The sequence below is a fragment of the Acetobacter vaccinii genome, from assembly GCF_008365315.1.
Lineage (GTDB): Bacteria > Pseudomonadota > Alphaproteobacteria > Acetobacterales > Acetobacteraceae > Acetobacter > Acetobacter vaccinii.
On sequence record NZ_CP043506.1, the window covers coordinates 981,072 to 993,897 of the forward strand.

Sequence of the window (12,826 nt, forward strand, 5' to 3'; positions counted from 1 at the left end):
CCTGATTACGCCCGTATATCCGGTGTTTTTTAGTCTTCATCCAGGCGGCGGCGGCAGTGCCGCAGGCCCCGTACAATCATGGCATGCACGGCTGGTACGGTCATATCAAAAAAACCCGCGATTTCGACCAGTTTGCAGCCACCCAGCTTGTACATTTCCAACGCAATACGGGTGCGTTCGGGCAGTTCGTTCATGGCAGCCTGTAGCCGCTCGATCTGTTCACGCCCTGCAATTTCCACTTCTGGCGAGGGCCGGTCATCAGCCAGCGTGTCATACAGGCTTTCAGCCGTTACTGACTGGTCCTCAAATTTTACAGCCCGCCTGTAGCCGGTAATGACAAGGTTTCTGACAATGCGGTAAAAATAGAACAGCGGTTGGTCAATACTGCTGCCCCCACGCTGGCGCAGGCCATCGGCCTTGGCCCAGGCCTCCTGGACGATATCTTCGGCATCCACCGTGCCATCTGAAATACGGCCCGCATAATCAATAAGGGCCGCCCGATGCTTGAGATACGCCTCAAAGACCTTGTCTTTCGTCACTCCCCGCGCTCTCTTTCCCGCAAATGCGAATGATTATCGCCGCTTAACACCAGTCCTGCCCCCAGGCAAGGGCGCACCTGCCACCCGCACGCGCCCCTGGGGCCACAACCAGACACAAGCCAGCCTGGCCGGGACGAATAGAGGACTGATTTTTAAAGGGTTGTAAAACGCGGTTCTGCCATGCGGTACTTTTCGTACCGATCTGTGATCTGGAACTCCTTCACGTCTTGAAAGTGATAATGACTCTTAATACCATCCGACATTCTGCAACATGCCGGATTCGGCCGGGGCCTGGAACGGGGTATGGTGACAAACAGCGAAACCATTCTTTCTGTCTATCTGGACAACCGGCTGCGCTTTCTCAACCTTGCAACCAGAATTGTCGGGTCACGCTCCAAGGCCGAGGACATTGTGCAGGACGCCTTTGTCAATGTCTCGCAAGCGGTGCGCGGCGGCACCACTGTCACCAGCCCTCTGTCCTATTTCATACAGATCATCCGCCGCCTGTCCCTCGACCATGTGCGTTCGGGCAAGGTCCGGTTTGAAGAAACACAGGCAGAGCAGGTGCTGGCCGCCCTGTCCACCGACTACCGCACGCCGGAGGATTCCTCAGTCTCGCGCTCTCAGCTCGCAGTTATTGCGTCTGCGCTGGACACATTGCCACACCGGACACGGATTGCCTTTGAAATGCAGCGTTTTGGAGGTTACAAACTGCGCGAAATCGCAGTCGAGCTGGATATCTCCATAGGGCGTGCAGCCCAGTTGGTTGCCGATGCCTTTCGGGCCTGCAAAACCGCCCTGGACGCCCAGCCCCCTGCGGCCAGCAAAGACGCAACGCTGTGAGAACAGGATTTTTCGTGCAGTTTCTTATCAGCGCGTGCCCACCGCGCGCGGCACACTCCCTTTCCGCCATGTGGCCCCCATGCACACACCCCTGACCGAGGACGACCCGCACGCCGTGTCGGAAGCCACCCAGTTTCTGATCCTGCTGGTCGATGACCCGACAGATACGGCCCTGCATGCCAGGATCCAGCAGTGGCGCAAGGCCAGCCCTACGCATGACGCCGCATGGCAGAGCCTGGTCACCATCTGGCACCTGGCGGGCGATATCGGGCCTGTGGCCCTGCCTTTACCTGCCACCCCCGCCCCTTTGCCACCCCAGTCGCTGGCAGGTGCTTGGCGGCCCCTGTGGCAGGCCGGTGCGGTTGCCATGGTCTGCATGCTGGGGCTGGGTTTTGTGCTGGGTTCTGATATTCGCCTTGCCCTGCAGGCCGACTACCAGACCGGCACTGCCGAAAACCGCGTTGTGCTGCTGCCAGATGGCAGCACCGCAACACTGGGCGCACGCTCGGCCATTGCCCTTGACTATACCCCCCGGCAACGACAGGTCAGAATACTGGCGGGGGAAGTCTTTTTTACAATCCGGCACGATACCGCCCGCCCTTTTGTCACCCGTGCTGGCAAAATGACGGCGCGGGACATTGGCACGCGTTTCAATGTCAACAAAAGCGACAGGCAGATTGAGGTTGCCGTCAGCGAAGGCTGTGTGGGCCTTGCCTATGCCGCCCTGGCAGAACAGCGGCTGAACGCGGGGGATGCTGTCTCGATTGATGTCCGCACAGGCACGTTGCAAACATTCCATGTGGACCCGACGGAAGTTGGTTCCTGGCGGCAGGACCGTCTGACTGTCAGCGACGCAACAGTGGCCACCGTTGTGGAAACGCTGCGCCGGTACTATCCCGGCTTTATCCTGACCTATGGCAGCAGACTGGAACACGCCCATATAGCAGGCACTTACGATCTGACAGACATACCCGGTGCCCTGCGCGCTGTTGCGGCGCCTGCCCATGTTGCTGTGCGCGGTCTGGGGGCGCATGTCCTGCTTATAGGTGGCAGAGCACCCTGAAATAGAGTTTCAGCAACAAAAGCAGACATCAGTTTCAAAAATAATCAGTTTTTTCGAAAAAATTTGAAAGAGTGTCTCCCTTTGGAACAAAGCCATACCCAGAAATTTTTATTCTTTTGAGTGCCCTCCCCTAGAAAACCAGAGGCCTCGTTCTTCTCATAATTAGGTAGATGAGACGCGTTCGCATTTATACAGCGGCGCATGAGAAGAAGGAACAGCCCCACCGATGTCCACCAACAGTCAGACAGCCCCCCATACCGGGCGGCGTTTTCGGCATTACCTGTTGATCGGCATCGCGCAGATCGCTCTGTCCCACGTGGCACCCGCCGGGGCTGCCCCTGCAGACAATACGCAGCAGAACACGCAGGCCAGAAGCTTCCATATTCCCGCGCAGCCTCTCTCCAGCGCGCTGGCAGCCTTTGCCCAGAAATCCGGACGGCAGACATCCTACGACCCGGCTATTGCACGCAACATTTCTACACAAGGCGTAACCGGCACCATGACGCCGGAGGCCGCTCTTGCCACATTGCTGCGTGGCACAGCCATTCAGTTTACCCGGCTGGATGCGCACACGCTTATCCTCAGCCACACCAGTGCAACCCCCATCGCACTGGGGCCGGTACGGGTCGGGGGCATGGCCACCCATCAGGACCCCACAGGCCCCGGTGTCGGCTATGTGGCGGAAAACACCATGGCCGGGACAAAAACAGATACCCCGATCATGGAAATACCAAACTCCGTCTATGTTGTGACCAAACAGCAGATGCTGGACCAGCAACCCCAGACCGTGCAGGAAGCCCTGCGCTATGTAGCGGGGGTCAGGACTGAAAACGCCGGAACATTTGGCAGCGGGTCGGCCAGTACGTCTGGCTCCATCCTGCAACGGGGTTTTACGTCCAAACAGTTTGTAGATGGTCTTATGACCAATTCCGCCAGTGCTGGGGAAACCGCCTTTATTGACCGTATTGATGTCGTCAACGGCCCGGCCTCTGTCATGTACGGGCAGGTCAACCCCGGTGGCATGCTGGGCATGAGCCTTAAAAAACCCACCCAGACCCCATTGCACCATGTCTCCCTCGGGTTTGGTAACTGGGATCGCTATGAGCTGAACCTGGATGTCAGCGACAAAGTGACAAAATCAGGCAGTCTGCGTTACCGCGTGGCCGCTATTGGCGTTACCCAGAACACGCAGACCAATGATATTGCCTACCACCGCACTGGTGTCCTGCCGTCCCTGACCTGGACCATCGACCCCAAGACATCGCTGAGTCTACTGGGCATGTATATGTACACACCGGGCACCGGTGTGGGGCTGGAATACCCCCTGCTGGGCACCATGCTGCCCTATGATGGCCGCCACATTGCCCGCAGCACTTTTCTGGGACTACGCAACGCCAACACGGAATCTACAAAAGATGCCATGTTTGAATATCAGTTTTCCCACACATTCAACAAATACATTACCTTCAGCCAGGTGTTCCGTTGGGAGCAGAGCAACAGTAACGACAACAACTTCTATTATGACGGCGTCGCCAGCCCCGGTCATGTGTACCTACACCCATGGTGGACCCAAAGCCGCTATGCGACAACAGGGCTGGATTCCCGCATTTTTGGCAATTTCAACACAGGCCCTTTCAAACACACCTGGGTTATAGGCTCTGACTTTCGTGAATTTGACTGGGATTTTCATTCCCGCTCTGACAAGACGAGTGATGAACCTATTGTCGATATTTTCAACCCAGTTTCCAACTATACCCCCTGTTACAGCACCAGCGCAGCCGCCGGGTGCAGTGCATCCACCGCGCTGTCCCGCTTCAACTACTTTCAGGAAGGGGTGTATTTTCAGGACCAGATCAAATGGAAAGGTCTTTCCATTCTTCTGGGTGGCCGTCAGGACTGGGTGAACTACCATGGCCATTATACCAACTACTCTGTTACAAATGCTGAAGGTACAACAACCAGCAAAGCCGGAGCCAGCAGCGACGCCCCCCGCCCCCAAAGTGCATTTACCTGGCGGGGTGGCCTTGTTTACAATTTTGAATCCGGGTTGGCCCCTTATTTCAGCTACGCCACATCCTTTATCCCACAAAGTGCTACAGACTGGCAGGGCAGACCCTTTGCACCCCTTACCGGCAGCCAGTTTGAAGCGGGCCTTAAATACAAAGTCCCCAATCGGGATATTATCCTGACCGCCTCAGCCTTTCATATCGAGGAAGACCATTACCTGATTACCGATAATGCCCACAGCGGCTATCAGGATGATGCCGGGCGTGTGCGCTCGCAGGGGTTTGAGGTTGCCGCCAACGCCAATATCACCAAAGACCTCAGGGTTGTGGCATCTTACAGCTATACCGACCTGCGCTACGCCAAGACCGACAAAACATCCAAACGCTATGACCCCTATACGGATTCAAACTATGGGGCCGCCGTCTCTCAAAGTGGCATGTCGGTTCCCTATGTTCCTAAAAACATGTTTTCCATTTTCACCGACTATACCATGCCCTTTCATGCCCTACGTGGCCTGGCTCTCAACGGGGGCATGCGCTACACTGGCACGACTTATGGCGACAGCGTTGAATCCTTTAAAAACCCGTCCTATCTGCTTTTTGACATTGGCGCACGGTATGACTTTGGGGCTGCCATACCCACTTTGAAAGGATTGCAGGCACAGCTCAGCATTTCCAACCTGACCAACAAATACTACACCGTGGCCTGCGGCACCTGGGCCTGCAACCTTGGTCAGGCCCGCAAGGTTTACGGCACCCTCAGCTACAACTGGTAATCCACAGCCGCCCGACACCTGCCCCGCGTGCCAAAGCTGCACTGCGCCAGTATTACCCATGCTGGCGCACCCACCACCGGGACAGGCCATTCCCCAGACCGGAAACAAGCAGATACAGCGCAGGTGTTGTCACCATCGTCTGCGCCTGACTGACAAGCAAGCCGCCAATAAGGGCCAGGCCCAGAGGCTGGCGCAGTTCCAGACCATACCCGCCCATCAGCACCAGCGGCAGCGCCCCCAGGGCAGCGGCACAGGTTGTCATGACAATCGGCCGCAGGCGCAGCAGGCAGGCTGTGCGTATGGCCTCCTTGGGTGTCAGATCATGCAGGCGTTGTGCCTGCACCGCAAAATCGACTAGCAGAATAGCATTTTTCAGGGTCATGCCTGTCAGCAGCAGCATGGCAATGACTGTCATGCCGGAAAACGGCAGGCCACAGAGATCAAGTGCTACCACCGCCCCGATCCCGGCAGACGGAATGGTGGAGAGAATGGTCAACGGGTGCAGCGCGCTTTCGTACACCATACCAAGGGTAAAATAAACAGCAAGCACCGCTGCCAGCAGCAGGATTTCGCTATCCTGCGTACTTTTGTCTAGATCGCCCTCATCACTCTGCACCTGCCCGCTCAGGGTGGCTGGCAGGTGCAGCAGACGCCACTCCCGGTCAATAACTGCCTGCGCCTGTGACAGGCTGACCCCAGGGGCCAGCACCAGTGCAATGGCTGTCGAACTGGCATAACCCAGATGGGTTACCCCCACAGGGTCAAGGCTTGGGGTTATATGGGTGACAAGCGGCAGAGGCACCAGCGTTTCCGCCCCCGTTGCCACTGCCGCCCCGGTGGAGGCATTGGCCCCACCCGCCAGACCATTGGCCACCTGATTCCGAAAGGCCGCAGCACTTGCCCCGGCCACAGTGCCACTTTTGGCAACAGCCGCAACCCGGATGGTATTGGACGCGGCACTGCCCGACGCCGCCCCCCCGGATGGGCTGACCCAGAACTGTTGCAAAATGGCAGGATCACGCTGAAAGCGCTCCTGCACCGTCATCACCACATTATACTGACCGTGCTGCGTATAAACGACCGAGGCCGTTGTCTGGCCCAGAGCATCAGACAGCATTTTGCCAATCACCTGCGGGGTTACCCCAACACGAGCTGCGGTATCGCGGTCGATGCTGAGGGTTATCCCCTGTCCCGGTGGGTCGATATCGGGGCTGACCTCCGCAAACTCTCTATGCTGGCGCAGAGCTTTGGCCAGCCTGCGCGTGGCTGACCCTAGTTGCCGGTCGTCCTCGCTGCGCAGAATGTAGCTGACCCCGCTGCTGTTGGAGCCAACCCGCATCATGATATTGCCCGGTGCCTGCGCATGATATTCTGCATGGCTATCACGGCCCATGCGGACCACCACCCGGCGGGCAACCTCCTCCGCCGGGGCACGGCCGGTTGCCAGATCGTGCAATGTGGCAAACACCATGCCATGGCTGCTGCCCTCACCTGTGTCCAGATACGCAACGACATGGGCTACGGCAGGGTCGGCCAGCAGAACCTGACTGAAATGTTCCAGCCGCGCCTTTGTCTGTGCCAGAGAACTCCCCGCACTGCGCGAACCACCTGAGACAATGCCGATATCCTGCCGTGGGAAAACGGTTTTTGGCATCTGCACAAACAGCACACCCCCTACGAGCATGGTCAGCGGCAGCAGCAGAACAGTCTTGCCGGGGTGTGCCAGACACCACTCCAGCACCTGAGCATACAGGCGGATCGGGCCCCAGACAGCGGCTTTCTTGTGTGGCTGTGGCGGCATAGGGCTGGAATGGGCACGCCGCCCCTCCGCCCAACGCATGCACAGTGCCGTCAGGCAGGGTGTTGCCACGCACGACACCACCAGCGACACCACGACGGCTATGCTTACCGTGCCTGCAAATTCCCCAAACAGCCGCCCGGTCAGCCCCGATGCCAGACCAATGGGCAAAAAGACCGCCAGCACGGATATGGTAATGGCCAACAGGGTCAGGGCAACTTCACCAGCCCCTTTGCTCGCGGCCTCATCCACCGACAGGCCCTGCTCGCGCATACGAATGATGTTTTCGATCACGACAATGGCGTCATCCACCACCAGCCCTGTCACAACGGTCAGCGCCATGAGGGAGAGGTTATCCAGCCCGAAGCCTGCCAGATACAGCGGCCCCAGGCTGGCAACCAGACAGCACGGCACAAGAATGGCCGCCGCGACCGAGGCCGTCCATGACCGCAGGAACACCCACACCACCCCCAGCGCCAACCCGCACGACACCAGCAGCGTTACCAGCGTATGGTGCAGGGAGGAACGGATAACAGCCGACCCATCCCGCGCCACCACAATATCCGCCCCCGGCGGCATAAGAACACGCAGGCGGGGCAGGCGAGCTGTCACCGCATTGGCAATCCCGACCAGATTGGCCCCCGGCTGCGCCCGCACCATTAAGATCAGCGCCTGATGACCATCAACAAAAGCAGCGGCATTCACATCCTGCATGCTATCGGTCACGGTGGCCAGGTCGCTCAGGCGGATGGGCCGTCCGTTTTTATAGGCAATGACCAGATTACGGTATGACTGAGCCTGTTCTGCCTGATCATTCACCGCCAGTTGCCAGCGTTGGCCCCCACCCTCAATCACGCCCTTGGGGGTATGGGCATTGGCCGAGGCCAGAGCGGCCCGCAAATTTTCAAACCCCATCCCGTATTTAAAAAACGGCAGAGGGTTCATGGCCACCCGGACAGCGGGGGCGGAGCTGCCCATGATTGTGACATCCCCCACACCGGGCACCTGCAACAGCATGGGGCGCAGGGTTGTATTCACCAGGTCGTAAAGCCGTGGCAGGGACTGCATGCCCGGCGTAACCGCCAGAATGAGCACCGGTGTCGCGCTGGGGTTGGCACGGTGGTAACTGGGGTCAGACCCCGGCGTTGTGGGCAGGTCGTGCCGGGCGGCCCTTAAGGCGGCCTCCACATCCCGCGCGGCCCCGTTCAGGTCTCGCCCCAGTTCAAACCCCAGGAAGATGGAGGTCTGCCCCTTGGTGGAGGACGACACCATCTGTGTCACCCCGGCAATATTCCCCAGGTGCCGCTCCAGCGGGGCCGCCACCGTGCGCGCCATGACCTCTGGCGACCCACCGGGATTGGAGGCCGAAACCGAGATCACTGGCAGGTCAATATCAGGCAGGTCGGATACTGGCAGATGGCGCAGCGCCATAAGCCCGGACAGAACGGCCGACACCAGCAGCAGGACTGTCGCAACAGGGCGGCGGACAAACCACGCAATGGCTGTCACGGGCAGCGCCCCGCCCTTGCAGGGGGCCTCTGTCTATAAGACGATCGACAGCCCCGTTTTTTCAGCGACTGTAGAAAAAAAAGCATCGGCCCTTATCGGACATCCACATCATGCCCGACAGACGACGTAACGGTAATGGATGCCCCCTGCACAGCCAGACCGTGCTCTGCCGCAACACGGCGCAACAGGGTGGCAACCTCCGGGGCATTGCAGGCCATTTTCCGCCCCGTTCCGGCATCAACAAACGTAATGGCCAGTGCGGCCTTGCGCTCTGGTGCTACGCGGTAATGCCACAGGCGGTCGGGCAGGACATCCCGGCGCAGGATACCACGCTCGACCAGCAGGTTCAGATTACGCTGGATGGAGCCCTGACTGGGGGCGTGGCCGCCGGTCATGGTCCCCAGCGTGTTCCAGATCTCCACCGCCGTCGCCCCCGGCCCGGCTTCGAGAATACCGTGCAGCAGCACCCGGCGCAGGTCGGTCATTTTGACCCCCGCGTCCTGGCAGCGGGTTTCCAGCCTGAGCACAACACTGCTGCTTGCCCCCATGCCAGGGCGGATCTGGTGCAATGCGGGAGGGGAGCGGCGATGTTCGGGGAATGTCAGCATAATGACGATCCTTTTCGCAGACGGGAAAGCTCAGTTCTGATGAATGTAGAATTCGACAGGCACGGTCAGTGTAATGGGGTCGCCCTCAACACTGTCGGGTGGCACAGGCAGCGGCTGGGCGCGTTTGGGCAGGGCCACAGCCTCCTGATCCAATAAGGGGTGGCCCGAGCTACTGCTCAGACTGGCAGACAGGACATGCCCCTTCCGGTCCATGGAGAATGTAACCGTGGGCACTCCTTCCTGATGGTTGGCCATGGCATCGGACGGATAGCGCTTAAATTTTTCAAGCTGGGCCAGCAGTGCCCCCTGCCAGGTCAGCGGGTCGTGCGAGGCCTTGGATGACGACGCACCCGGAGCCGGAGCGGCCTGTGCGGGGGCAGGCGGCGCTTCGGACGAGGGTGGGGCTGTTGTGGCGTCGGCCGGTGGGGTCTTGTCTGGCACAGGCTTGTGCAACTGCGGCACAGGCTTGTGCTTTTTGACCAGTTTGGGAATTTTTTCCGGCTTGGGCAGGGGCACTGGCGGGTTGGGCGCTGGCGAGGGCGGGGCTGTCACCTTGGGGGGCTCAACCGGCTCAGGGTCCGGCACGGACAGAGTCTGCTGCGGGCCAACAGGCGCATCGGTCGGCGGGGTTGGGGTTGAGACAGGCTCTGGTGCCATATCAATGGCAATAGCCGCCGGGGGTGGTTCCGGCACAGCCACGGGCGGCGCAGGCAGGCGCATCACCCACCAGACAGCCCCCCCACTCACCGCCAGCACAGCCAGCAGGGACAGCCCCCAGCGCACGGCATCTTCCTGCCGGGTCTGGCGCAGTTGGCCCCGCTGCCAGTCTGCAAAGGAAAACGGCAGACCAGCAGTGTGTCCGCCCCCCGCTTTAGCGGTCCCTCCCGTCATGGTGTGCCGCCGGGGGCCGGAGCCACGGCCGCGCCAGATGGCACTGCTACAGCGCCCGCCGCAGCGCCTTCTTCCTGCCCTTGCAGGTTGACCAGCGCCACCTTGAGGTACCCTGCCGCGCGCAGCTTATCCATAACCCCCATCAGCGTGCCGTAATCCACCGTCTTGTCAGCCCGCAGGAAGATGCGTTCGTCCTTGTTGCCCTTGGTCGCGGTTTCCAGCGTGGCGGCCAGCGCGTCGGAGGCAATGTCATCCTCCCCCAAGGCCAGGCTGTGATCCGCCTTGACGGTCAGAAACACCGGGTTATCGGGCCGGGGGGTCGGTTTTTCCGTCGAGGAGGGCAGGTCCACCGGCACGTTCACCGTAGTCAGCGGGGCTGTGACCATGAAAATGATCAACAGCACCAGCATGACATCAATAAAGGGCGTGACGTTGATCTCATGCGCCTCATGCGGGCTTTCGTCCGTATGGCGGATGCGGATCATACCGCTTACTCCCCCACCATCGGGCGGGTGCCAAGCCGCACCACCTGCCCGCTGCTGGCCAGCGCCTGCATCCGCCCCAGATCGCGCGAGACCAGCCGCATGACCAGTGCTGTCAGGTCCGACACCTGCGCGCGGCAGGCCGCCGACTGCCGGGCCAGATGGTTATAGATCACCACCGCCGGAATAGCCGCCACCAGCCCCAGGGCCGTGGCCAGCAGGGCCTCGGCAATGCCGGGGGCCACCACGGCAAGGGTTGTGGCCTTGCTGGCCGCAATACCGGTGAAGGAGGTCATGATCCCCCACACCGTGCCAAACAGGCCAATAAAGGGAGATGTTGCGCCAATGGTGGCCAGCAGGCCGGTACCGCGCATGAGCCGCCTGCCCTCTGCGGCCTCCAGCCGTTCCAGATGCAGGACAATGCGTTCCTTCAGCCCCTCGCTGTCATCCGGGATATCCTGCGACCGCCTGCGCTCTGTTTCGGCCGCCATGACAAATACATGGGCAATGCCGCCATGGCGCGTATCCGCCGCACCCAGGTCCAGCGTACTGGCCTGTTCCAGCGCCTGCTCTGCCTTATGCAGGCGGGATCTGACACGCAGGAACTCGACTGATTTGGCAATAAAGATTGTCCATGTCAGCACACTGGCCACAACCAGCAGGATCATGACACTCCGGACCACCGGGCCAGCGCCCAGAAACATACCCCATGGAGAAAAAGCAATCGGTGCAAGATCGGTCATGACGGACCTCCTTTTAAAGATGGTCCGCGCCATGCCCTGACAAGGCAGGCACCCACCACAATGAGGGGAAAAGACAGGCAGGCCCAGGACGCCACCAGCCAGCCACCCTGCTGGCCCAGCAGGGCCGACAGCAGGCCAGTAAGGGTCAGCACACCCAGCACGATCGGCCATGGCCACACAGCCACCGTCCGACGGGCAACAGGTTTGGGAGCAGACAGCCCAACCGGGCCAGAAGACAGGTCAGCCATTACGCGACCTCCCCCAGAGCTGGTGTGGTATCCGCATCGTCCAGCTCGTAACCCAGAGCCCGCAGGCGGGCATCGGTAGCCATACGGCGCTTGCCCGCCCACAGCACAAGGCCGCTGATCAGCACCCCGATCACCACCACATCCAGCAAAGCCCACAGGACTTTGAGTGGCATGCCGCCATAGTCCCCAAAGTGCAGCGGGCGAGAAATTTCGAGAAACCGCAGGTACCACGGCATAGGATACGCCCCCGTCAGGCTGCCCGTGCGGGCATCGATCAGGACAGGGGTAAACAGCCGGGCGCGCAAAGGGGTGGCACCCTGTGTCCACAGCACATAATGCACCGGGCTGCCAAAGGGAGAGCCTGGAAAAGCCAGACTTGTCACCTTGTTCCCCGGGGCCGCTCTGGCTGCGGTATCAAACGCTGCCTGCACGGAGGTCAGATGCGCCTGCTCGGGCACGGGCAGACCCGCGTAGGGTTTGAGAATCTGGCGCACATCCGTAACACGCCACAGGCCGAACAGAGGGGTCTGCAACTCGTTTACCACCCCTGTAAAACCCACCACACTGGCCCAGACCAGCGTTGCCACCCCCAACAGGTTATGCAGGTCCAGCCATGCCAGACGGGTCGCGCGGTCGCGCCTGACAGCTCCAAAGGGCACGCGCTTCATAAAGCGCCCATACAGCACCACCCCGGACACAAGGGAGGCCACAAAAAACGCACCCATAGCCCCCATAAACAACGCCCCCGACAACCCGGCAAACAGGTTCATATGCAGCCGGGTGCAGGTGGACATGATTGCTGCTGTCCAGCTCCGTGGCTCTTTGGGGGCATCGGCTGGGCGGGACTGTTTGAGAAGCTGGGCTGTGCGCGCATCAAACTTGAGCCAATGGCCGGACTGGCGGTCAGGGAACTGTTTGTCCTCCTCCAGCGCCTGCCAGCTTGGTGCCATGGCAACCAGCACGGCGGGCTCATCATCATCAGGCGCAACCGTAGTGATAATCTGGCCGGGGTACAGGGCACGCGCCTTGTCCACCATGACATCCAGGCTGGCATTGGGTGTGCCGGGGGGCAGGACCTCGTAGGGTGGGTCGTCATCCCCCACGAACGTGTCCCATATCTGCTCGGAAAACAGCATAGGCAGCCCTGTGACGCACACGATCAGCAGGAACAGCGTGCAGACAAGGCTGGTCCATTTATGGACCACAAACCAGCGACGGAGGGCGCGGGTGGTCATGGCCACCGGGCGATCACATATGCGTGTAAGAGTGAGTCGCAACTTTTATGTTGGTCAGATCCAGCCAGTTCCATCGTATCCACGC

11 protein-coding genes are annotated in these 12,826 nt (G+C 60.3%); 3 read left to right on the top strand and 8 right to left on the bottom strand.

Translation table 11 applies throughout. From position 1 onward, the window contains the following. Positions 1–29: 29 nt before the first annotated feature. A complete protein-coding gene (locus FLP30_RS04280) occupies positions 30–539 on the bottom strand; it encodes a sigma-70 family RNA polymerase sigma factor (RefSeq protein WP_149278733.1) in 510 nt (169 codons plus the stop codon). Positions 540–842: 303 nt separating this feature from the next. Between FLP30_RS04280 and FLP30_RS04285 the strand changes: the two genes are divergently transcribed. The 3 genes from FLP30_RS04285 (at position 843) to FLP30_RS04295 (ending at position 5,227) form a co-directional block, all read left to right on the top strand. Continuing rightward, complete coding sequence (locus FLP30_RS04285; RefSeq protein ID WP_149278734.1) at positions 843–1,382, top strand: sigma-70 family RNA polymerase sigma factor; 540 nt, start codon at positions 843–845, stop codon at positions 1,380–1,382. A 34-nt stretch (positions 1,383–1,416) separates the two neighbouring features. Further along, complete coding sequence (locus FLP30_RS04290) at positions 1,417–2,445, top strand: FecR family protein (RefSeq protein ID WP_168200041.1); 1,029 nt, start codon at positions 1,417–1,419, stop codon at positions 2,443–2,445. 226 nt (positions 2,446–2,671) lie between these two features. Then, a complete protein-coding gene (locus FLP30_RS04295; RefSeq protein WP_149278736.1) occupies positions 2,672–5,227 on the top strand; it encodes a TonB-dependent siderophore receptor in 2,556 nt (851 codons plus the stop codon). A 52-nt stretch (positions 5,228–5,279) separates the two neighbouring features. Here FLP30_RS04295 and FLP30_RS04300 read toward each other — a convergent pair whose 3' ends face one another. From FLP30_RS04300 to FLP30_RS04330, 7 genes are all read right to left on the bottom strand, one after another. Continuing rightward, positions 5,280–8,534, bottom strand: coding sequence for an efflux RND transporter permease subunit (locus FLP30_RS04300; protein ID WP_149278737.1), 3,255 nt, complete (start codon positions 8,532–8,534; stop codon positions 5,280–5,282). 92 nt (positions 8,535–8,626) lie between these two features. Then, positions 8,627–9,142: a Fur family transcriptional regulator gene (locus FLP30_RS04305; RefSeq protein WP_149278738.1), complete on the bottom strand. Its 516-nt coding sequence runs from the start codon at positions 9,140–9,142 to the stop codon at positions 8,627–8,629. Between the two features lie 30 nt (positions 9,143–9,172). After that, the gene (locus tag FLP30_RS04310) at positions 9,173–10,033 is read right to left on the bottom strand and encodes a TonB family protein (protein WP_149278739.1); all 861 of its coding nucleotides are present in this window, start codon (positions 10,031–10,033) and stop codon (positions 9,173–9,175) included. Further along, the gene (exbD, locus tag FLP30_RS04315) at positions 10,030–10,518 is read right to left on the bottom strand and encodes a TonB system transport protein ExbD (RefSeq protein ID WP_149278740.1); all 489 of its coding nucleotides are present in this window, start codon (positions 10,516–10,518) and stop codon (positions 10,030–10,032) included. Before exbD ends, FLP30_RS04310 begins: the two co-directional genes overlap by 4 nt. Before the next feature lie 5 nt (positions 10,519–10,523). Continuing rightward, positions 10,524–11,258 carry a tonB-system energizer ExbB gene (gene exbB, locus FLP30_RS04320; RefSeq protein ID WP_149278741.1) on the bottom strand — a complete coding sequence of 245 codons (735 nt, stop codon included), beginning with the start codon at positions 11,256–11,258 and terminating at the stop codon, positions 10,524–10,526. After that, on the bottom strand, positions 11,255–11,506 hold the full coding sequence (locus tag FLP30_RS04325) for a hypothetical protein (protein ID WP_149278742.1): 252 nt from the start codon (positions 11,504–11,506) through the stop codon (positions 11,255–11,257). Before FLP30_RS04325 ends, exbB begins: the two co-directional genes overlap by 4 nt. Then, positions 11,506–12,741, bottom strand: coding sequence for a PepSY-associated TM helix domain-containing protein (locus FLP30_RS04330; protein WP_149278743.1), 1,236 nt, complete (start codon positions 12,739–12,741; stop codon positions 11,506–11,508). Before FLP30_RS04330 ends, FLP30_RS04325 begins: the two co-directional genes overlap by 1 nt. Positions 12,742–12,826 lie beyond the last annotated feature (85 nt).